Origin of the sequence: Klebsiella sp. K5-306, from assembly GCF_051835185.1 — a bacterium.
Taxonomy (GTDB): domain Bacteria; phylum Pseudomonadota; class Gammaproteobacteria; order Enterobacterales; family Enterobacteriaceae; genus Klebsiella; species Klebsiella oxytoca.
The window spans coordinates 1-20,419 of sequence record NZ_JAIFJY010000025.1 but is presented as its reverse complement, the minus strand read 5'-3'; the positions used below and the strand labels follow the sequence as shown (position 1 = coordinate 20,419).

Annotated in this window: 19 protein-coding genes and 1 pseudogene; 13 read left to right on the top strand and 7 right to left on the bottom strand. The window is 55.8% G+C overall.

Annotated elements, in window-relative coordinates:
* Positions 1 to 175 precede the first annotated feature (175 nt).
* Entirely contained in the window at positions 176 to 1,060 is an 885-nt protein-coding gene (locus K2184_RS26275; RefSeq protein ID WP_004101545.1) for a LysR family transcriptional regulator, read from the bottom strand.
* 171 nt (positions 1,061 to 1,231) lie between these two features.
* On the opposite strand from K2184_RS26275, the gene K2184_RS26270 reads away from it, so the two are divergent.
* The 11 genes from K2184_RS26270 (at position 1,232) to K2184_RS26220 (ending at position 11,095) form a co-directional block, all read left to right on the top strand.
* The gene (locus K2184_RS26270; RefSeq protein WP_163525849.1) at positions 1,232 to 2,368 is read left to right on the top strand and encodes an alpha/beta hydrolase; all 1,137 of its coding nucleotides are present in this window, start codon (positions 1,232 to 1,234) and stop codon (positions 2,366 to 2,368) included.
* 142 nt (positions 2,369 to 2,510) lie between these two features.
* Entirely contained in the window at positions 2,511 to 3,698 is a 1,188-nt protein-coding gene (locus tag K2184_RS26265; RefSeq protein WP_023320840.1) for an MFS transporter, read from the top strand.
* A 98-nt stretch (positions 3,699 to 3,796) separates the two neighbouring features.
* Positions 3,797 to 4,141: a DUF1294 domain-containing protein gene (locus K2184_RS26260; RefSeq protein ID WP_023320839.1), complete on the top strand. Its 345-nt coding sequence runs from the start codon at positions 3,797 to 3,799 to the stop codon at positions 4,139 to 4,141.
* 103 nt (positions 4,142 to 4,244) lie between these two features.
* Positions 4,245 to 4,973 (top strand): MerR family transcriptional regulator, encoded by a 729-nt coding sequence (locus K2184_RS26255; RefSeq protein WP_004101537.1) that lies wholly within the window; start codon positions 4,245 to 4,247, stop codon positions 4,971 to 4,973.
* Positions 4,974 to 5,240: 267 nt separating this feature from the next.
* Entirely contained in the window at positions 5,241 to 5,675 is a 435-nt protein-coding gene (locus K2184_RS26250; protein ID WP_004101535.1) for a nuclear transport factor 2 family protein, read from the top strand.
* The gene (locus K2184_RS26245) at positions 5,672 to 6,391 is read left to right on the top strand and encodes an SDR family NAD(P)-dependent oxidoreductase (protein ID WP_004101533.1); all 720 of its coding nucleotides are present in this window, start codon (positions 5,672 to 5,674) and stop codon (positions 6,389 to 6,391) included. The genes K2184_RS26250 and K2184_RS26245 overlap by 4 nt, the downstream gene beginning before the upstream one ends.
* Positions 6,388 to 7,647, top strand: coding sequence for an NAD(P)/FAD-dependent oxidoreductase (locus K2184_RS26240; RefSeq protein ID WP_017146024.1), 1,260 nt, complete (start codon positions 6,388 to 6,390; stop codon positions 7,645 to 7,647). Before K2184_RS26245 ends, K2184_RS26240 begins: the two co-directional genes overlap by 4 nt.
* A 1-nt stretch (position 7,648) precedes the next feature.
* Positions 7,649 to 8,371: a DUF1365 domain-containing protein gene (locus K2184_RS26235; protein ID WP_004101529.1), complete on the top strand. Its 723-nt coding sequence runs from the start codon at positions 7,649 to 7,651 to the stop codon at positions 8,369 to 8,371.
* A complete protein-coding gene (locus tag K2184_RS26230) occupies positions 8,368 to 9,591 on the top strand; it encodes an SAM-dependent methyltransferase (RefSeq protein WP_024274073.1) in 1,224 nt (407 codons plus the stop codon). Before K2184_RS26235 ends, K2184_RS26230 begins: the two co-directional genes overlap by 4 nt.
* Positions 9,588 to 10,121 (top strand): DUF3833 domain-containing protein, encoded by a 534-nt coding sequence (locus K2184_RS26225; protein WP_024274072.1) that lies wholly within the window; start codon positions 9,588 to 9,590, stop codon positions 10,119 to 10,121. Before K2184_RS26230 ends, K2184_RS26225 begins: the two co-directional genes overlap by 4 nt.
* A 14-nt stretch (positions 10,122 to 10,135) precedes the next feature.
* On the top strand, positions 10,136 to 11,095 hold the full coding sequence (locus K2184_RS26220; protein ID WP_163525848.1) for a YbgA family protein: 960 nt from the start codon (positions 10,136 to 10,138) through the stop codon (positions 11,093 to 11,095).
* 64 nt (positions 11,096 to 11,159) lie between these two features.
* Here K2184_RS26220 and K2184_RS26215 read toward each other — a convergent pair.
* Positions 11,160 to 11,497 (bottom strand): annotated as a pseudogene (locus tag K2184_RS26215) (carbohydrate porin); the annotation flags it as partial.
* 1,066 nt (positions 11,498 to 12,563) lie between these two features.
* Here K2184_RS26215 and K2184_RS26210 point away from each other — a divergent pair.
* Positions 12,564 to 14,003: an MFS transporter gene (locus tag K2184_RS26210; protein WP_163470950.1), complete on the top strand. Its 1,440-nt coding sequence runs from the start codon at positions 12,564 to 12,566 to the stop codon at positions 14,001 to 14,003.
* Positions 14,004 to 14,058: 55 nt separating this feature from the next.
* The gene (locus K2184_RS26205) at positions 14,059 to 15,738 is read left to right on the top strand and encodes a glycoside hydrolase family 43 protein (protein WP_163525847.1); all 1,680 of its coding nucleotides are present in this window, start codon (positions 14,059 to 14,061) and stop codon (positions 15,736 to 15,738) included.
* A 148-nt stretch (positions 15,739 to 15,886) separates the two neighbouring features.
* On the opposite strand, the gene tssE is transcribed toward K2184_RS26205, so the two are convergent.
* From tssE to K2184_RS26180, 5 genes are all read right to left on the bottom strand, one after another.
* Positions 15,887 to 16,378, bottom strand: a complete 492-nt coding sequence (gene tssE / locus K2184_RS26200; RefSeq protein WP_004101512.1) for a type VI secretion system baseplate subunit TssE — start codon at positions 16,376 to 16,378, stop codon at positions 15,887 to 15,889.
* Positions 16,378 to 16,917, bottom strand: coding sequence for a type VI secretion system lipoprotein TssJ (tssJ, locus tag K2184_RS26195; RefSeq protein WP_004101511.1), 540 nt, complete (start codon positions 16,915 to 16,917; stop codon positions 16,378 to 16,380). Before tssJ ends, tssE begins: the two co-directional genes overlap by 1 nt.
* Positions 16,895 to 17,980, bottom strand: coding sequence for a type VI secretion system baseplate subunit TssG (gene tssG, locus K2184_RS26190; RefSeq protein ID WP_004101510.1), 1,086 nt, complete (start codon positions 17,978 to 17,980; stop codon positions 16,895 to 16,897). The genes tssJ and tssG overlap by 23 nt, the downstream gene beginning before the upstream one ends.
* Positions 17,944 to 19,704 carry a type VI secretion system baseplate subunit TssF gene (tssF, locus tag K2184_RS26185; protein ID WP_004101509.1) on the bottom strand — a complete coding sequence of 587 codons (1,761 nt, stop codon included), beginning with the start codon at positions 19,702 to 19,704 and terminating at the stop codon, positions 17,944 to 17,946. The genes tssG and tssF overlap by 37 nt, the downstream gene beginning before the upstream one ends.
* A 172-nt stretch (positions 19,705 to 19,876) precedes the next feature.
* Positions 19,877 to 20,059, bottom strand: a complete 183-nt coding sequence (locus K2184_RS26180) for a hypothetical protein (RefSeq protein WP_004101508.1) — start codon at positions 20,057 to 20,059, stop codon at positions 19,877 to 19,879.
* Between the last annotated feature and the right edge of the window lie 360 nt (positions 20,060 to 20,419).

The window sequence follows — 20,419 nt, the reverse complement described above, 5'->3', positions numbered from 1 at the left end:
TGATTATAGGAACTGGCGCAAAAATTAACAAATACAACTACAGAATTTAACATTAAAACCACATACCCTTATTTCTCTAATAACTTCGCATTCGGCGCTGCGCCGGTCACTGACCGCCACGGGCACCGCTCCTCTCCTCGTGCCCGTCTCCCGTATCAGGCATCCTCGTACCTGCTCAAGTTCGCAATGTATCTATCACCGCCCGCAGCGCGGGGGAGACGTTGCGATGAGGATAATAGAGAAAAGAGCCTTCCAGCCGCTGGCTGTAACGCTGCAGGACTCTGATAAGCGCGCCCCGCTCCAGGTCGTCGGCGACCAGCTCCTGCGGAACATAGGCGAGGCCCAGTCCCAGACGGGCGGCTTTCGCTTCCATATAGCTGTCGGCAAAAGCCCACTGCCCCTGAGGCCGGTGGGTAATTTTTTTACCCTGCTCATTCAGCTCCCAGGCGTAAAGGCTACCGTCGCCAAACTGGTAAGCGATACAGGGATGGACGACCAGATCAGCTGGCGTTTGCGGGAAACCGTAGCGGCGAAAATGCTCGGGCGTGCCGACAACGGCCATCTCCATATCGGGCGAAATGCGCACTGCGACCATGCCGCCGCCGACCTCCGGCCCAAGACGCACCCCGGCATCAAACCGCTCTGCAATAATATCGACAAACCGACTTTCGCTAATAAGTTCCAGCCGGATATCAGGATAGCGCTGCTTGAACACCGCCAGCTTCGGCAGAAGGACTTTATCAATCGCGTGCTGGCTGGCGTTAATGCGGACGGTGCCGGAAGGCGTGTTGCGATAATACGCCAGAGTGGAAAGCCCCGAATCCAATGCATCAAAGCCCGCTTCTACCGTTCGATAGAGCTGCTCGCCGGCCTGGGTAAGTGAAAGTTTACGGGTCGTGCGCACCAGAAGCTGTACGCCGAGCCTTTCTTCAAGTTCGCGTACGGCGCGGCTGACGCCGGATTGCGCCAGCCCAAGCCGCTGCGCGGCGGCGGTAAAGCTCCCTTCCCGCACCACCAGCATGAACAGGTAAAGATCGTTATAGTTTTCCCGCCTCGCCATCATTCTCCCCGCTACCGTTTCGCTATTTATCACAATTTGATATGAATCTTAGCACTTTGCCCCCGCTAATCAGCACTCTGACTGCTAACTATAATCAGCGCACTGCAACAAAGCACAGCAGCGTTGTCCGTATGAAACCTGTATCAGGAACCTGTTTTAGGGGAAATATTGATGAAAGCGTTCACCAGAAAACTGACGGCCGTCATGCCAGCCATGCTGCTATGCGCATCATTAAGTGGAGTAACAACCATGAGCTATGCCGATACAACCAATCCGAACGCGCCCGTTTCGCTGATCGAAACCTGGGACAAAACCTTTACGAAAAGCGCGAAAGTCGATCACCGCAAGGTGACCTTCCTGAACCGCTACGGGATCACCCTGGTCGGCGATCTCTACATCCCTAAAGATCGCGGCGAGCGCAAGCTGGCGGCGATTGCCGTAAGCGGCCCCTTCGGCGCGGTGAAAGAGCAGTCCAGCGGGCTGTATGCCCAGACCCTGGCAGAACAGGGCTTTGTCACCCTCGCCTTCGATCCTTCGTACACGGGGGAAAGCGGCGGTCATCCGCGTAACGTCGCCTCGCCGGATATCAATACTGAGGATTTCAGCGCGGCGGTGGATTTTTTAGGATTGCAAAACGAAGTGGATCGCAACCGAATCGGCCTGCTCGGCATCTGCGGCTGGGGCGGCATGGCGCTGAACGATGCCGCGATGGATACCCGCGTCAAAGCGGTGGCCACCAGCGTTATGTACGATATGAGCCGCGCGATGGGCCACGGCGTTGGCGACGGTAAAGATCGTTATACCACCGCCGATCGCCGCGCCGTACTGCAATATCTGAACGCGCAGCGCTGGAAAGATGCGGAAAACGGTACCTTCGCACCGGGCGGACATGACATTTATGTCGATGAGAAAGGCAACGCCAGCGCGGGCGATCGTATCCTGCCGGAAACCCTGCCAGCCAACCCGAACCCGGTATTGAAAGAGTTCTTTGATTATTACCGCATGCCGCGCGGTTTCCACGCCCGCTCCGTCAACTCAACCGGCGCGTGGAACGCGACCATGCCGCTGTCGTTTATGAATATGCCGCTGCTGAGCTATGCCAATGAAGTCACCATCCCGACGCTGATCGTAACCGGTGAAAATGCCCACTCACGCTATTTTGCCGAAGACGCTTTCAAGGCTATCGGCAGTAAAGAGAAAGAGCTGGTCATTGTCCCCGGCGCGAACCATGTCGATCTGTATGATAATGCGGCCGGTAAAATCCCGTTTGCAAGATTTGAACAGTTCTTCAAAACCAGCCTGAGATAACGCCCCCGAGCCGCTCGTCTTTGCGGGCGGCTGACCCTCGCGCCCATGACTTTTCACCGCGTTTTTTTGCCGCTATTCCATGCCAGGCGTCCTTTGCGGCAGGGCCTGAATCTGGCCGAAAAAATATCCAGAGATGTCCATCATGTCCATATTGAGTCGTAATACACCACACCCTCAACCCCCCGCCCACTGGGGCGGCGTCTTTGCCATGACGCTGTGCGTTTTTGTCCTTATCGCTTCCGAATTTCTGCCGGTCAGCCTGCTGACGCCGATTGCCAGAGAGTTAAATATCACCGAGGGGCTGGCAGGCCAGGGCATTGCAATTTCCGGCGCCCTGGCGGTGCTGACCAGCCTGACCATCTCTGACCTTGCCGGCAGTCTGAATCGTAAATATCTCCTGCTGGGGCTGACGGTGCTGATGGCGGCGTCGGGAATGATTGTTGCCCTCGCCCACAACTATGCGGTTTATATGGCGGGAAGAGCCCTGATTGGCGTCGTTATCGGTGGCTTCTGGTCCATGTCGGCGGCCACCGCTATCAGACTGGTGCCGGCGCACCAGGTTCCCCGTGCGCTGGCGATTTTCAACGGCGGTAACGCGCTGGCAACCGTCGTAGCGGCGCCGCTTGGCAGCTACCTGGGAGCCACCGTCGGCTGGCGCGGCGCTTTTTTCTGCCTCGTGCCGCTGGCGATAGCTGCATTCATCTGGCAGTGCGTCAGCCTGCCAGCGATGGAAAGCGCCACAGCGAGTCGGCCACGCGGTGCTTTGCTTCGTCTGTTCAGCCGCCCCATCGTCGCCATCGGCCTGCTGGCCTGCGGACTTTTCTTTATGGGCCAGTTTGCCTTATTTACCTACGTGCGGCCATTTCTGGAAACGGTAACCCATATCAGCGCCTCAGGTCTGTCACTGATTCTGCTCGCTATCGGCGTCGCGGGTTTTATCGGCACTCTGTGCGTTTCGACGCTCCTCAACGCCCGGTTTTATCAGACCTTAATCACCCTCCCGTTGCTGATGGCGGCGATTGCCGCAACGCTGCTTCTGGTCGGCCACCACGTCTGGCCCGTTGCCGTACTGTTAAGCTTATGGGGAATGCTGGCGACGGCGGCGCCAACCGGCTGGTGGACCTGGATAGCGCGGACCCTGCCCAATGATGCCGAGGCGGGTGGCGGCCTGATGGTCGCCGTCATTCAGCTGTCGATCGCGCTGGGTTCAACTGCTGGAGGTTGGGCATTCGACCGCCTGGGGTGGCAAAGCGCGTTTGGCTTAAGCGGCATTTTGCTGCTTGCCGCGGTGGGTATGACTTTGCTCACCAGCCGTCAACCGGCGAAATAAGCTCACTGAATCCGATACGAGCAGCGGAGTTTTCTCGTCGCGGGTAATGCGTATAATGCGGCTTGCATTCACGCTGAAAAATAACCGCGGCTCATATTATGCATCTCAACCGGTGTTGCTGGCTGCTACTGTTCTTCGCAGCGATCGGTAGCTTTTTTACCTCCTGGCCCTTTGCTGTCTGGCTGCTGCTGATTAACGTACTGACGCTGGTGATTTATGGCGTGGATAAAATGGCGGCGCGCAGGGCCTGGCGTAGAGTGCCCGAGGCCACTTTACTGACATTTGGCCTGTTGGGCGGCTGGGCTGGCGCAATAGCGGGCCAAAGGCTGTTCCGCCACAAAACGCAGAAGCAGCCGTTCAGGACCTGGTTCGTCATTAGTACGATGGTCAGCATCGCAGGGATGGCGGCGATTTATGGGTTGTATGCTTTTTCCGCTCACTGAGCGATGGCAACGCTGGCGGCGGGTGGTAAACGGGGCAATCCATTCAACCCGCCGCTATTCGTAGTATATTATTGAGAGTATTGTTGATTATCAGGTGTACCTTATGACCTACTCCATCGGTGAATTTGCGCAGCTTTGCGGCATTAACGCGACCACGCTTCGCGCCTGGCAGCGTCGCTACGGCCTCCTTAAGCCACAGCGTACCGATGGCGGCCATCGTCTGTACAGCGATGACGATATTCAGCAGGCGCTCAAAATTCTCGACTGGGTCAAAAAAGGGGTGCCGGTCAGCCAGGTCAAGCCCCTGCTGGCCCGTCCCGGCGCGCGACGGACAAATAACTGGCTCACCTTGCAGGAAAGCATGCTGCAGCGACTGAAAGAGGGAAAAATCGAATCCCTGCGCCAGCTGATTTACGACGCCGGTCGTGAATATCCCCGCCCCGAGCTGGTCACCGAAGTGCTGCGCCCGCTGCGTAGCCAGGTTTCCGCCAATGTCCCGGCAATCATGACGCTGCGCGAAATCCTCGATGGCATCATTATCGCCTATACCTCCTTTTGCCTCGAAGGGGACAAAAAAGCGCCCGGCGATAACTATCTGATCACCGGCTGGCACCTGACGGACGCCTGCGAAATCTGGCTTGAAGCGCTCAAGCGCACCGGCAAGGGTCACCGCATCGACGTCCTTCCCACCCCTCCCGCAACCCTTGCACCGGAGATCCTGCCAGAACGCAAATGGCTGCTGGTGACGACCGGTAAACTCTCGCCTGCCCGGCAGAGGCAGATTGAACGCTGGCAGCAGCAGGTTGTCTCGCTGGAGATTGTCGCGCTGTAATGGCATGCGCCACACCCCGTGGCGCAGCGAACAGGTCCCTCAGTATCGCCCCAACAAAAATCCCCCTTTGCTTTTTCGTGCAACTTTTTCGCACCCGCTCGCAGACGCCTCTTTTCTCGCTAACGCCTCCAGAACCACGCATCAAAGTTTCAATAATAACCACATGATAAATAACAACAATAAAAAATATTTTCACCAAAACTTGGACAAATATTATTAATTGTGTAAGTTTTAACTATGCCACATTGTTTACTCAGGAAGTGACCTATGCGTCCCTCGTCGTCCGCCATCAGTCGTTTTAGCGCGTACTATGCCACGCTGGATACCCAGCCGCCCTCAGCGCTGGCCGAGCTGTACCATGCCCATGCCGTGCTGATCGATCCTTTTGGCCAACATCAGGGACTGGCCGCAATCCAGGATTACCTTTCACACCTGCTGGCTAACGTGGATCACTGCCGTTTCACCCTCGATGCCCCGCTCTGCGCCGGTCAACGCTTTGCCGTCGCCTGGACCATGCACTGGTCGCATCCGCGACTTGCCGGCGGAGCGGCGCTAGAGCTTGCGGGATGTTCAACGGTCACCATCGAGGACGAACGCATTATTCATCAGCGTGACTACTACGACGCCGGAGAGATGCTGTATGAACATCTTCCCCTGCTGGGATCGGCGGTGCGCGGCGTCAAGCGGAGGGTGCGGAAATGATGACTGTTCTGATCACCGGCGCCAGCTCCGGCATTGGCGCCGGGCTCGCCAGATCCTTTGCTGCGGATGGTCATCTTGTCATTGCCTGCGGCCGCGATCCGTCTCGTCTGGCGGCGCTACAGCAGCACAGCCCCAACATCCGCGTCCTCTCATTCGATATGACGGACAGAGATGCCTGTCGCCAGACGCTCGCTAACTGCCGCGCCGATTGGGTCATTCTCTGCGCCGGGACCTGCGAATACCTCGATCGCGGCATGGTTGATGCCGGGCTGGTTGAAAGAGTCATCACCACCAATTTTCTCGGGCCGGTGAACTGCCTGGCAGCGCTTCAGTCGCAGCTGTCAGCCGGGAATCGCGTGGTGCTGGTGAGCTCGATGGCGCACTGGCTGCCCTTTCCACGGGCCGAGGCCTATGGCGCATCGAAAGCGGCGCTAACCTGGTTTGCCAACAGTCTGCGCCTGGACTGGGAGCCACGAGGGATCGCCGTCACGGTCGTTTCGCCTGGGTTTGTTGATACCCCACTAACGCGTCAGAACGATTTTTCAATGCCTGGACAGGTGAGCGTGGAGCAGGCGGTGAAAGCCATTCGCCGCGGCCTGGCGAAAGGTCACGATCGTATTGCCTTCCCGACTGGCTTTTGTTTGCTTCTGCGCCTGCTGGCCGGGCTTCCTGAAAGTCTTCAACGCAAGCTGTTACGCAGGATGGTACGGTCATGAAAATCGCGATTATTGGCAGCGGGATTGCCGGGCTGACCTGCGCATGGCGTCTTGCCGCGCAACACCAGGTAACCCTGTTCGAAGCTGCATCCACGCCGGGAGGGCACACCGCAACGGTGGATATCGCCACGCCGCAGGGTACGTGGGCCATCGATACCGGATTCATTGTGTATAACGATCGCACCTATCCGCACTTTATCGGCCTGCTGAGCGAGCTGGGGATCCGCGGCCAAAAAACGCAAATGAGCTTTTCGGTCCATAACCCGCAGAGTGGCCTGGAGTATAACGGTCATAGCCTGAGTTCGCTTTTCGCCCAGCGACGCAATCTGCTTAAGCCGGCCTTCTGGGGTCTGCTGAGAGAAATCGTCCGTTTTAATCGGCTGGCGAAGCAGGCTCTGGGAGGCGCGTTCGACCCGGCCGCCACGCTACAGACCTTCCTCGAGCGCCACCGCTTTAGCCCTTTTTTTGCGCGCCACTACATTCTGCCGATGGGGGCCGCTATCTGGTCTTCGTCGCTACAGGAGATGCGTCGCTTCCCGCTGGCGCTGTTCTTACGCTTCTTTGATAATCACGGCCTGCTGGATATCCGCCAGCGTCCGCAGTGGTACGTGGTGCCCGGCGGCTCGCGCGAATACGTCCGCGCCCTGCTTGTCCGGTCTGGCGATCGCCTGAGCCTCCGCCTCAATACGCCGGTGCAAAACGTTATCCGCGGTCAGGATGGCGTGACGTTGCAACTGGCAACGGGAGAGGAGCATTTCGATCAGGCGATCTTCGCCTGCCATTCGGCCGATGCGCTGGCCATGCTGGCGGAACCCACCGTCGCCGAACGCGAGATTCTGGGCGATATCGGCTGGCAGCGCAACGAGGTGGTTCTGCACAGCGATCCCCGCTGGCTGCCGGTGCGTAAGCGCGCCTGGGCCAGCTGGAACTATCGCCTGAGCGAGCAGGATCAGGCCAGCGCCTGCGTCACCTACAACATGAATATTCTTCAGGGCCTGCCTGCCGACGCCCCGCTGTTCTGCGTCACCCTCAATCCGCCGACGCCGGTGGACCCGCGCTTCGTCTGGAAACGTATGGTCTATGAACATCCGTTGTTTAATCCACAAAGCGGGTCGGCTCAGCTGCGGCGCGAGGAGATCAACGGCCGCCAGCGGAGCTGGTTCTGCGGCGCGTACTGGTATAACGGCTTCCATGAAGATGGCGTGCGCAGCGCCCTCGATGTGGTCAACGGCATCGCCGCGACGGAGAATCGCTGAAATGAACAGCTGCCTGTATGAAGGGGTATTACGCCACCGCCGTCTCCAGCCGAAAGCGCACCATTTTCGCTATCGCATCTTCATGGCCTGGCTCGATCTGGATGAACTGGACCTGCTCAGCGAAGTGGGTATCCGCCGCAATAGTTTTGCTGCCGCCTCTTTTTACGATGCGGATTACCCGCTGGGTACGCCGCTGAAAGCGCAGGTTCTGAATCGGCTGGAAAGCCTGACCGGCGCGCGTCCGGATGGCCGCGTTATGCTGCTGACCCAGCTGCGCTATCTGGGCTTTCATTTTAACCCGGTCAACTTTTACTACTGCTATGACGGCGCAGGCGCCCTGCGCTGGGTACTGGCAGAAGTGCGCAACACGCCGTGGAATGAACGGCATTACTACGCCGTGGACGGCCAACGGACGCGTCCGCTGGATAAGGCATTTCACGTCTCGCCGTTTAACCCGATGGACATGGTCTATCACTGGCGATTCAACCGGCCCGGTAAAACGCTGCATATGCATATTGAGAACCATCAGACGGCAAAAGTCTTCGATGCCACGCTGGCCCTGAGCCGTGAACCCTTAACCCGGGCCAACCTGCGAGGGCTGCTGCTGCGCATTCCGCTGATGACGCTGAAAACCGTTCTCGCGATTTACTGGCAGGCGCTACGGCTGTGGCTCAAGCGCGTGCCGCTGTACAACCATCCTGTCAGCAGGAGTGAACGCTCATGACCGATCCCGTTTTTGCGCTTGAGCCCGATATCCCGCGCAACGTACGTATCGCGCGCTGGTTGCTCTTTCGTCTGTTGAGCGGCATTCGTGAAGGCTCGCTCACCGTTCGCGAAGGGGCGCAGACCTTTCACTTTGGCGACCCCGCCGCGACGTTACGCGCCGACGCGCACGTCCTCTCCGCGGGCGTCTACTGGCGCTTACTCACTGGCGGCAGCCTTGCCGCGGCGGAGGCCTGGATGGACGGAGAATGGGAGAGCCAGCAGTTGACGCAGTTGCTGCAGATCCTGGCGCGCAACGGCCAGGTGCTGGGACGGCTGGAGCGCGGCTTCCGGCTACTGGGCAAGCCCGTAGAACGACTGCGCCACTGGACGCGCCGCAACTCGCGCGCGCAGGCGAAGGAGAATATCGCCGCCCATTACGATCTGGGCAACGACTTTTACGCCCGCTTTCTTGACGACGAGCTCCTCTACTCCAGCGCGCTGTTTACCGATGACGGTCAGGATCTCACCCAGGCCCAGCGGGCCAAAATGGCGCGCCTGTGCGAGCGTCTGGCGCTTACGCCCGGCGATCATTTGCTGGAGATCGGTACCGGCTGGGGAGCAATGGCCGAATTCGCCGCTCGCCATTACGGCTGTCGGGTCACCACCACCACCCTGTCGCAGGAACAGTTTCAGTGGGCCAAAGCGCGGATTGCCCGCGCCGGGCTTCAGGATCGCGTCGACGTGCTGCTCTGCGATTACCGCGATCTCACCGGCCAGTACGACAAGCTGCTGTCGGTGGAGATGATTGAGGCCGTGGGCCAACGCTATCTGCCGGCTTTTTTCCGCACCTGTCAGGCGCGCTTGCGTCCGGGCGGCAGGATGGCGATCCAGGCAATCACCATCCAGGACCAGCGCTATCGCGGCTACAGCAAAAGCGTGGATTTTATTCAGCGCTATATCTTTCCGGGCGGATTTTTGCCCAGCATTACAGTGATGAACGAACTGATGACGCGCCATACCGATTTTGTGATGCGCGATCTGTTCGATATGGGCCCGGACTACGCCCGTACCCTGGCCCACTGGCGGCAGCGTTTTCTCCACGCCTGGCAGGATATCGAGAAGCTCGGCTTTGATGAACGTTTCCGCCGCATGTGGCTTTATTACTTCGGCTACTGTGAGGCCGGATTTAACGCCCGCACCATCAGCGTCGTGCAGCTCACCGCGGAGCGAACATCATGAAACGCATTTTGACCCTTGGCCTCGCGCTGCTGATGCTGGCGCTGGCGGGCTGCAGCGCCGAAGTGACCGATTATCGACAGCAGCAGCCGGCGCTGGATATCTTCCACTATTTTCAGGGTAAAACCGAAGCATGGGGGATGGTGCAGGATCGCCATGGCAAGCAGCTACGCCGCTTTCATGTTGAGATTGACGGTGAGGTTGTTGGCGACACGCTGACGCTACATGAACGCTTTGTCTACGATGATGGCGAAAAGCAGCAGCGGGTATGGCGCATTCGCCGCACCGGCGACAACCGTTATCAAGGCACCGCTGGCGATATTACCGGCGTGGCGCTTGGCCAGGCATCGGGCAACGCTTTTCACTGGCGCTACAGCATGAACGTAAAAGCCGAGGGTAGCCGCTGGCGACTCGATTTCGACGACTGGATGTTCCTGCAGGACGGCGTGCATCTGTTCAACAAAACGGAGATGAAGAAATTTGGCGTTACCGTCGCCACCGTCACCCTTTTCTTCACCCGGACAGCACAATAAAAGAGGATTATGCCATGAGCACACAACCTTTGATTGGGATCAGCGGATGTTTGACCGGTGCAGCCGTGCGATTCGACGGCGGGCATAAGCGAATGGGATTCGTGATGGATGAGCTGGCGCAATGGGTCGCGTTTAAGCCCGTCTGTCCGGAGATGGCGATCGGCCTGCCCGTTCCCCGGCCTGCGCTGCGGCTGGTCCAAACTCGCGAAGGGGATATCCGCATGCGCTTCACCCATGCTCCGCACGACGACGTAACGGAGAAAATGGCCGATTTTGCCAGCGCCCACCTTACGACGCTGGGCGAACTGTCGGGATTTATCGTCTGCGCCAAATCACCTAGCTGCGGTATGGAGCGCGTGCGGCTGTATGATGATAAGGGCAATCGCGGACGTAAAGAAGGCAGAGGGTTATTTACCGCCGCGCTGCTGGAGAAATATCCCTGGCTACCGGTAGAAGAGGACGGCCGCCTGCACGATCCGGCGCTGCGTGAGAATTTTGTCGAAAGAGTTTTTGCCCTGCACGAGCTCAACTGCTTGCACAAAAGTGGCCTGACGCGCCGTGGGCTGCTGGATTTCCATAGCCGCTATAAGCTTCAGCTGCTGGCTCACCATCAGGCGGGTTACCGGGAAATTGGCCCGTTCGTTGCCTCGCTGCATGAATGGGAGGATCTGGAGGCTTTCTTTGTGGCGTACCGCGACAAATTGATGGCGATCCTGAAAAAGCCCGCCTCGCGTAAAAATCACACCAACGTACTGATGCATATTCAGGGCTACTTCCGTAACCAGCTGAACAGCCGCCAGCGCGGCGAGTTACGCGACGTGATCCTCAACTATCGCTCCGGACTGCTGCCGATCCTCGCACCGCTAACGCTGCTTAAGCACTATCTGGCGGAATACCCGGATCGTTACCTGCAGACGCAGAACTACTTTGATCCCTATCCGCAGGATCTGGCCCTGCGCCTGACGGTGAATTAAGTCTACAGAACCCGCGAACAGGCCGGCGCAGGCCAGCCTGTTCGCGTAGATGCCGACAGACCTGGAACCACGCCTCAAACATCCCGCCGACGTTTAACGAATGCAGCCGTTCGACGCTGCTGTCGTTCACTTTGGCGATGTGCTTATTGTCCACCCGGCCGCCGGGGACGTAGAAGCGCAGCATCCGGCGGCTCTCCGCCCCCATGCCAATGGCGATGTTTTGCGACAGCGTCAGCTTCCAGCCGCGGTTATCGCCGCCCCGATCGTAATCGACGCGCTGATAGCTTGCTTCCAGCCAGGTCGAATGCACATCGTTCCAGAAGTACATTGGCCGCACGATGGCGCCATCGTTTTACGGTTGTCGCTAGTGTCCTTGCCGTTGTCATAGTCGCGGAAGGCCAGCGGCGATAACCGCCATCGTTGATGTAAGTTTTTTATCATTGTCATGTTTATCTCAAGACAGGTTAATCTTATTCAGATAATAACAATCCCATTCCGGGCAGGCAGAATATGCCGCTATTATGAGAGCAATTTAATTTTTATTTTGTCCGGCCAGTGAGGTTTTTTCACTATTCGGGTTGTCGCGCCTCCCTAATAAACGTGTCATCATTTATGCTAATCCGTATAAATCTACCCTAAGGATAATTCGCTGACCAGCAGTGAACTCAGTAACGGCTCAGGCATTTGCGACGGAACGTATATCCTTATTCCAACAGCCCCCTGCTATTTTTCATAGGGTATAAGGAAAACCCTGCGGATATATCCTTACGATTATTGCGGCATATACCCGGCAAGTCTTCATCGGCTGCATAAATGCAAAACAGTATGGGTAAAAACGTTATTGTCCCGTCCCTCTCCTTTTCGACTGCATGCCTTTATTGCAGCGCAAGCGTCCACAAGGCTTGCGGAGCGCCCAAACACCCGTCGGCAGTGATGGACGTATTAACCTGCGCTACCGCCAGGAACACCGTAACGACTCGACTGCGACAGCGCCGCGCTGGTGGTATAAACGCTGACCGTGCCCCTCGCAAAATACCGTTGCATGCTAAACGCCAAAATCAAGGGAAAAGTAAATTAATAATTGTGACACATCCTCTATTCTCCTGCCCGGTCATTGAATTACGTTATTTCACTCAGCGATTAAGAAAAGCCCCAAATGTGAGCCATCTCGCAAATAACAGCTTTATATATTTAACACTCGGGGAGCTATCTGGCGTACATTTTATGCAGGAATGCAAGTTGTAAGGGATAAAATGGTGGTTTTAGAAAATTCCAACGCAGGCGGAATAGCATTTTTGTGTAGCGACTCAACATACTCTGGAGTTGCCTTTGCTTTGATGATCACAGAAGTAAAAAAACATAATAAATTAATTTAAAAACGTAATAGATTCTTCGAGATCATTTATGTCAGAAAGTGTTACACATCTACACAGCAAGCCGGAGTCTGCTCAGCATGGGTAAAAACATAATGCAAAGTCGCCATGACGAATATCATAAATTAACTCGCGGGGAACGTATTGGTTATGGGATGGGCGACTTTGCTCAAAACCTGGTTTTTGGCACAATTGGCGGTTTTCTTGCTCTGCACATGCTGACGGTCAATACCATCAGTACAGCAACGGCAGGGTTTATATTTCTTTTTGTCCGCATCATCAATGTCTTTTGGGATCCGATGGTGGGAACTTTCGTTGATAAGAGAACATCGAACGCCGGGAAATACCGTCCCTGGCTGCTCAGAGCCGGCGTGCCGCTGGTGATCCTTTCCGCTTTACTTTTTGCCCCGATCCCCGGCGTCCGCGGTTCAGTCCCTTTTGCTTTTATCATCTATCTGGCGCTGGATTTAGTCTATTCGCTCGTGAATATTCCTTATGGTTCACTTAACGCTTCACTGACGCGCGACCCGGAATCGATTGATAAGCTCACCAGTACGCGAATGATGCTGGCCAACAGCGCCAACCTGCTTGTCTATACTCTGTTCCCGATGTTTGTACAAATGGCTTCGCCTAAAGATCGCAGCCTGAAGGACACCGGTTTTTTTGGTATTGAACTCAATCTGGGTAACTATACCGATCCTTCTGCGAACTATGCCTGGTTTGGCGTTTACTCAATTTATATGTTGATTGGCGCGGTGGCGCTTTTCATCTGCTATAAATTCACCAAAGAACGTGTGGTGGCGACAGCGGAACAGACGGCTAACGTCAAAACCACCGATCTTTTTCTTGAACTCAAACATAATCGCCCGCTGGTTATTCTCGGACTGTTCTTTATGCTGGCCTTTACGTTCATGTTTTTTATGAACACGGTAAATGGCTTTTTCAATCAGTACGTTGTTGGCCATTCAGAATGGATGGGGGCAGTTGGCCTGGTCGCCTCTATTCCGGGCATTGCTTTCCCCATTTTCTGGCCGCGACTCAAGAAAATTTTTGGCAAAAAAGGGTTCTTCCATCTTTTTCTGGCCATGTTCATTGTCGGTGAATTATTAACCTATATTTGGTCGCGCGAGGGTATGCACGATGCGCTGTGGCTTGCTTACATCGCGACATTTATTAAACAGTGGGGCTTAACGTCAGCGACCGGCTTCATGTGGGCGCTGGTGCCGGAAGTGATTGCATATGGCGAACTAAAATCGGGCAAACGAAACGCTGCCATCATTAACGCTATTATGGGGCTCTTTTTTAAGATTGGCTTTACTATCGGCGGCGCGTTTCCTCTGTGGTTGCTGGCCGTTTATGGCTTCAATGAAACCGGCGCCCGGCAAAGTGCCAGCGCAATCGAGGGGATTATAATGACCGCAGTTTGGATCCCGATTGCTTTGGCGATTATTTCAATGATCATTATCCAGGTTTATCCCATCTCGGACAAAAACGTGACCGATATCAATCGTCAGCTTGATGAGATACGCGTGTAGTTAAAAATATAAATCTGACGCAGTTGGAACTTTTAAATAAAAAAGGTGTAATGATATGTCTCTTATTCAAAACCCTATTTTACGTGGGATTAATGCCGACCCCAGTATTATCCGTGTCGAGGACACTTACTATATCGCCAACTCTACATTTGAGTGGTTTCCTGGCGTTCGTTTACATGAGTCAAAAGACCTTGAGCACTGGAATCTTCTCCCTGCGCCTTTGTCAACGACCACCCTGCTGGATATGAAAGGCAACCCCTCATCCGGCGGCATCTGGGCGCCGGCGCTCTCCTGGGCCGACGGTCAATTCTGGTTAGTCTATACCGATGTCAAAGTCACCGAAGGCGCCTTTAAAGACATGACTAACTATCTGACCACCGCGACCGATATTCGCGGCCCCTGGAGCGATCCTGTCAAGCTTAACGGCGTGGGTTTTGATGCCTCTCTTTTCCACGATGATGATGGCCGAAAATATATCGTGCAGCAAACCTGGGATCATCGCGAATATCACCACCCTTTTGACGGCATTACGTTAACCGAACTGGATACCAAAACCCTGAAATTAATGCCAGGAACCGCGCGTACCATTTATCATGGGACTGCCGTTGGCCTCGTTGAAGGGCCACATCTCTATAAGCTCAACGGATATTATTATCTTTTTGCCGCTCAAGGAGGAACCGTATTCACCCACCAGGAAGTGGTTGCCCGCTCAAAAACGCTGGAAGCCAACAGTTTTACCACCGAACCGGGAGACGTCTTCTTAACGAATGTTGATACGCCAGACAGCTATATCCAAAAGCAAGGGCATGGCGCCTTAGTTTCTACCCCAGGAGGCGAATGGTACTATGCCTCGCTCTGCGCTCGTCCGTGGAATCGCCCTGGCGAGTCGGTCTACGATCCTCGCGGCTGGTCAACCCTCGGCAGAGAAACGTCGATCCAAAAAGTGTACTGGGATGAAGATGGCTGGCCGCGTATTGCGGGCGGTCACGGCGGTAAAACGTTCGTCGAGGGGCCGAAAGACGCCATTTATACCGAAAGTGCAGAGGATCGTAGCCAGCACGACGACTTTACCACGCCGACGCTCGATCCCAACTGGAATACGCTGCGGGTGCCCTTTAGCGAGAAAATGGGTACTACCGGAGACGGAAAGCTCACCTTAATCGGCCAGGGCTCTTTAGCCAATACGCACGATCTGTCGCTGATTGCCCGACGCTGGCAAGCCTTTTATTTTGATGCCCAGGTAAAAGTAAAATTTGATCCGTTCAACTACCAGCAAATGGCAGGATTAACGAATTACTATAACGATCGCCACTGGAGCTTTGTGTTTGTTACCTGGAATGAAATTAATGGAAGGGTCATTGAAATAGGGGAAAATAATCGCGGAAAATATACTTCCTATCTGAAAGATAATGCCATTAAGGTGCCAGAGCATGTCGAATATGTCTGGTTGCGCAGCAAAGTCAGGAAGGAAACGTATAGCTATGAATATAGCTTTGATGGCGTCGCGTTCACTGAAATCCCGGTCAGGTTAGATGCCGCTATCCTTTCAGATGACTATGTCTTGCAGAGCTATGGCGGTTTCTTTACCGGAGCGTTTGTTGGCCTTGCGGCAGTCGACTACTCCGGCTATGGCGCCAGCGCTGAGTTTTATCATTTTGATTATCAGGAACTTGGCGATTCGTTAGTTGGTAATGAGGTTTATAGCTGGGAAGCCAATGAGTTACGTAGTTATTAAACGACCCGCTGGTTAGGGGTAGCCAAACGTCTCTGTAAGCGGAGCTGGCGCGGCGGACCGCGCCAGCTCGCAAGAAGAGCGTCGATGGCGCGTTTTCATCTTTAAAGCGCATCATTCCCCGGCGGGCACGGGCCACCGCCGGTTCTCATCAAGCTTCAGCGTTGGACGAACTGATGATACCAGCCTGCAAAGCCTGGATTGCGGAACGGGCCTCCAGGTAATGCTGCTGCTTCAGATGACGAATAAGCACCCTTCCCTCGGGCATAAATACGGTACCATAACGTACCAGGCCAATACCCCTCAGCTCAGCATCAAGCCCATAGCGCAGCTTGCCCGCCATCGCCTGCGCCAGCAGAACCACCTTCACTTTCTTTAGCCTGGGCTCATATTTAAGCAACACGGTCGACAAGATGCTCATCAGTTCATGGGCCGTCCCTGGCATACCCTGCAGAATTTTAGTCATATCCGGCAGGCCGTAATCCGGAAGATGCGCCAGCGTCCCGGCGCGACAGTTAACAATGCGCTGCATATTATCCAGAACCGACAGAATCACCTGGGTTTCTTCGCTCACCTGGTCCAGTGCAGTCCCTCCGGCAAAATTGCCGTAGAGCATTTCATACAGAGAAGTTCCCCCCATCATCAGTCATCCTTCTTCGGTTGCAGCGTCAGACGATGTTGGCTGGCTTCAATAACGCGTGGTTTGTCCGGATCGAGGTCGTCGCGTCTCAGTACCAGCTTCCAGTCATTCCTCACCATATCCGGCGCCCGAAACAGCCCCACCACCGCGATAAACTGCGTTCTTTCATCCATCGGCATGTCGAGGCTGGCGTCTGCGCCGGGTTTCACCACCAGGCTATGGCTGGCAAGCAGTTCGTTTCCGGCTGCATTATCACCTTCCGAAGCCAGCTGCTGATAGAGCAATTGATCAAACGCCTTACGGTCCCTGAGCTGGTACACCCATACCATCACCGGCTGGGAGAATGAGGCATTTTCCCGCTCATCGGTGTTCAGCTCCGCCCGGCCAGTCACGTCCAGATGCAGGGTTTTTACCGGTTTATAAAAGACCGATTTCACTACCGATGAGGTGCCGTCGCTAATTTTCTGCATCAGGCCACACCCCGTCAGCATTAACGGTATAAGTAGTAAGGTAGATCGCTTAATCGAAGTGATACGCAACACGTTGGTTTCCTTGTTGTAAAGTTGCAGACGGCATTCCGTTATAGTTGCCTGGCTCAATAGTAAAAGCGGCGGGGATATCGGGCGGGATCGTTTCCCCCTCCACACCCAGTACCCCCGTCATGCCGAGCATAAAAGGGGAGTCGCCCAGCACCGGCGCAGCCAGTAGCTGAGCAGGAACGGTCAGCTGTATCCGCGCCTTATAGCGCCACCCGAGATAGACCCGCAGCAGGACCACAAAGTCCTGATATAGCTGCCCTTCCGGTAACCATCCCTGCGTCTCGGCAATATCATCCGTGTTCAGCGCAATCAACAGCTGGCTGCTGATCTCTGTCGTTTCATCGCCCAGCACGTTATAGCCATCAAGCAGAAAATCGTCATTGTCGTAAAACCCCAGAGGATGGCTGATGGAAAACGGGCGCGGAGAGTGCGGCGTGACGCGGGCCTGCGTGCGGGGAGCCAGCAGCCGTACCAGCGCCTGCACGCCCTCTTCGGTACGCGCAGGCAGGCGCATGATGCCGAGCAGCGCCAGAAAACGCGACGTCGGAGTGGCGATATGCTTTGCGGTACCCGGTATGCCCAGACCGATAAGTCCCAGTAGACTCTGCGAGGTGCTGTCCCTGCCGCCCGCTTCAAACGTCGCCGGGTACGAATATTTTCGCCAGATGCGATAGAACTGCGTCAGAATGCGGTGGTTAAAGATATCGAGAAAGGCCTCCTGCGCTTCGTGCCCTTCCCGCTTTCGGGCGATATCATCGAGCCATGCGGTGGGCAGGGGTGAGTCGACGCCGTAGAGCCCCATAAACGTCGTACGCACCGTCGGCGGCGCATCAGGATGATACTCATCATATTCCACCGCTTTTAGCTCGCTAACCGGGAAGCCCATTCCCGGATGCGGGCGAAAACGTACCGGATCGCTGGCCGGGTTCAGAGTACCGCCCAACGGGGAGGCTTCCGGGTGACGCTTTTCCAGTAACTGGCAGAAGCGGTAGAAGTTAATGCGATGGATTTCCCGCTCCAGCCGGGGACTCAGCCGGGAATACGGCGGTTGTGGTTCTCCTGCCATTCGAGACGTTCTCCCCCAGGTTGTAGTATCAGAATCAGATGGTTGAACAGATGAATATCGGTATAGAGCGCGAAGAAGCGGTTCAGCATTTCGCCAAACAGGCAGATATCGCCGTGCCCGGCGAAGCCGCTGCTGTCGAGGGTCACCTCAATCTGTACGCCGCGCAGAAAATGGCCCTGCGCAAAACGTTCCACCTCGCTGTGCCTGACATCAACAATCGCCTCCAGGCGGCGGCGATTCATCTCGTTATCGGTCCAGTCATAGAGGGCCAGCGCGCCGCGCAGCACGTCGGCGTTATCCATCATCCACAGGAAGCTGCTGCCGAGATGACTCAGTACTCGCCAGTGAAATCGGTCGCGATCCGGCGGATAGCACGGCAGCGTCGGAGCGCAAAGATTGCGCAGCTGGATAGGCGTGGCGGTGGATTTCACCACCGTATCCAGCAGCGCGCTCTGTAGCGCCCGGCGCGGCAGTTGACCATTAGTGCCGGTCAGGCTGAGCGATAGCTTTTCATGCTCAGGTACGCTGTGGTTATCAAACGCCTCGCCGCCGAGCATCAGCCAGGTGTCGTGCAGCCCGGAAGGACCGGGCTTCACCCGCGTATGATAGTAATATTCCGGCGCATCATGGCGCAGCATGCCCCCTTTGTGACGGAAGCTGGTAAAGGGCACATACGTCTGATGGCCGGAATGGCGCGAGGAAGTGACCGAATCCACGGAATAAATCTCGGTATGACCATCCTGGATACGCATCGGGCGCAGCAGATATTCGGTCTGCAACGAGTCCAGGTGCAGCGGATCGGACTCCAGAGGGAACAGATTAATCACCGGCGCGCAGTGCAGGCGCAGATTTTTCTCCGACAGCGCATATTCGTGCGGCCACTGTTTCTCCAGCACGATATCAATTTCAAACCACGCCAGAACCTCAGGGAAATTCACATTTTCCAGGCCGCGCAGCGTCACCGACATAAATTTTTCCCGGAAGGAAAAATACTCCAGCAGCAGCTGATAACCGCTGAAGCTGCCGCTCTCCGGCAGTAGCGCCTCATCCTGACTGAAACCGCAGACGGCAAAACGGGCGTCCAGCGTCCTGCGTTCGGCATTGCCGGGGAGGCGAACATACGTTTTCGCCACCCGGAGCGTCAGCGCCTCATGCAGAGCGCAGGCCAGCGGCGCATCGGCATTCAGATACAGCGGGACGCGGCTTACATCGATGCGGCTCCAGTCTGCCAGCGAGCTGCACTCAAAGCGCAGGCGGATAAGCGAGCGCCCGTCCGCTTCCGTCGACATCCCCGCCCGGACAAGCGACATGGGGAGCAGGGTCAACGGTTGCGTAGTGGTGTAATGGCAACGGGTGCGCTTTTCGCCAATAGGCTGCGAAAGTATGCCAAAGCCCTTTTCTATTCGTAGAGATTCTTTCAGTTCATGCCAGTCCGCGGTGAATTCGACAATGGAGAGCGAAGGAATGGTACGCAGGTAATGTGGCCAGATCATGCTGACCAGACCGCCGGTCAGTTCCGGCAGATCGTCGTCGAGCTTTTCCCGCAGGCGGCCCATCAGAAAGGCGAAGCCTTCAAACAGGCGTTCCACATACGGGTCGCGCGCGCCCGCTTTGTCGAGATTTAAGGCCGCTGCCCGGTCAGGATGGGCGCGGGCGAATTCTTCACCTGCTTCACGCAGGTAACGCATTTCGGCGTCAAAATAACGCAGAGTTAAGTCATCCATAGAATTTTATGCTGTGCCTTGTAGCAACGTGAACGCGTTTTGTTAAAAGCGCGGGAAGGAAGAACGATCTGATACACCTTTAGCAGCATCACAGCTCATAGGTATCGTTCATCATTGAGGCGATAAACCGAACCGGGCCAGGACAGGAACTTTTATTATGCAACGTTCCGGCCTACCCCAGGCCATCAAGACTGTCTCCAGGAATAGAGCCAGCGATCGTGTATATGCCCGGATGTTGACCACCCGTTACCCGGTCTATTTCACGCGCAACCGGTACGCCCAGAATAGTGAACCGGCAGATAAATCCGCCGCAGGTAGTTCTGTCAACGCGAATCAAGTCACTCCCTTTCGCCATTGCGCTCTCCTTAATGGGTCGATATTCAGATTACTGACGCACTACCCGCCGTTCTGAGCGATAAGACAGATCTCAGTACGCCAGGTAACAATTCTCTCTCCGGCCGTAACCGGATTTGTTCTGCTTCGCCGCGTCCCGTCTCCGACACAATAGCTTCATACGAGGGGGGGCATTTCCAGCCACGCCGAAGAGGTCTTAAGACCGTCAAATATCGTCGCGGCTGGCCGCCGCCAGGTTCATTATTCACTCACCTTCCCCGCGTCATATTCCTCTTCATCCGTGCGGCCGGCTGCCGGGACACCGGCGCTGAATATCTGCGCCGGCAGCCTGAAGTTGCGCAGTTTCAGCAGCGCCAGCGGA

What these genes read in the sequence shown, in the direction of transcription:
- K2184_RS26275 (WP_004101545.1), bottom strand. Translation starts at nt 1,060, where the DNA reads ATGGCGAGGCGGGAAAACTATAACGATCTTTACCTGTTCATGCTGGTG.
- K2184_RS26270 (WP_163525849.1), top strand. Translation starts at nt 1,232, where the DNA reads ATGAAAGCGTTCACCAGAAAACTGACGGCCGTCATGCCAGCCATGCTG.
- K2184_RS26265 (WP_023320840.1), top strand. Translation starts at nt 2,511, where the DNA reads ATGTCCATATTGAGTCGTAATACACCACACCCTCAACCCCCCGCCCAC.
- K2184_RS26260 (WP_023320839.1), top strand. Translation starts at nt 3,797, where the DNA reads ATGCATCTCAACCGGTGTTGCTGGCTGCTACTGTTCTTCGCAGCGATC.
- K2184_RS26255 (WP_004101537.1), top strand. Translation starts at nt 4,245, where the DNA reads ATGACCTACTCCATCGGTGAATTTGCGCAGCTTTGCGGCATTAACGCG.
- K2184_RS26250 (WP_004101535.1), top strand. Translation starts at nt 5,241, where the DNA reads ATGCGTCCCTCGTCGTCCGCCATCAGTCGTTTTAGCGCGTACTATGCC.
- K2184_RS26245 (WP_004101533.1), top strand. Translation starts at nt 5,672, where the DNA reads ATGATGACTGTTCTGATCACCGGCGCCAGCTCCGGCATTGGCGCCGGG.
- K2184_RS26240 (WP_017146024.1), top strand. Translation starts at nt 6,388, where the DNA reads ATGAAAATCGCGATTATTGGCAGCGGGATTGCCGGGCTGACCTGCGCA.
- K2184_RS26235 (WP_004101529.1), top strand. Translation starts at nt 7,649, where the DNA reads ATGAACAGCTGCCTGTATGAAGGGGTATTACGCCACCGCCGTCTCCAG.
- K2184_RS26230 (WP_024274073.1), top strand. Translation starts at nt 8,368, where the DNA reads ATGACCGATCCCGTTTTTGCGCTTGAGCCCGATATCCCGCGCAACGTA.
- K2184_RS26225 (WP_024274072.1), top strand. Translation starts at nt 9,588, where the DNA reads ATGAAACGCATTTTGACCCTTGGCCTCGCGCTGCTGATGCTGGCGCTG.
- K2184_RS26220 (WP_163525848.1), top strand. Translation starts at nt 10,136, where the DNA reads ATGAGCACACAACCTTTGATTGGGATCAGCGGATGTTTGACCGGTGCA.
- K2184_RS26210 (WP_163470950.1), top strand. Translation starts at nt 12,564, where the DNA reads ATGCAAAGTCGCCATGACGAATATCATAAATTAACTCGCGGGGAACGT.
- K2184_RS26205 (WP_163525847.1), top strand. Translation starts at nt 14,059, where the DNA reads ATGTCTCTTATTCAAAACCCTATTTTACGTGGGATTAATGCCGACCCC.
- tssE (WP_004101512.1), bottom strand. Translation starts at nt 16,378, where the DNA reads ATGATGGGGGGAACTTCTCTGTATGAAATGCTCTACGGCAATTTTGCC.
- tssG (WP_004101510.1), bottom strand. Translation starts at nt 17,980, where the DNA reads ATGGCAGGAGAACCACAACCGCCGTATTCCCGGCTGAGTCCCCGGCTG.
- tssF (WP_004101509.1), bottom strand. Translation starts at nt 19,704, where the DNA reads ATGGATGACTTAACTCTGCGTTATTTTGACGCCGAAATGCGTTACCTG.
- K2184_RS26180 (WP_004101508.1), bottom strand. Translation starts at nt 20,059, where the DNA reads ATGGCGAAAGGGAGTGACTTGATTCGCGTTGACAGAACTACCTGCGGC.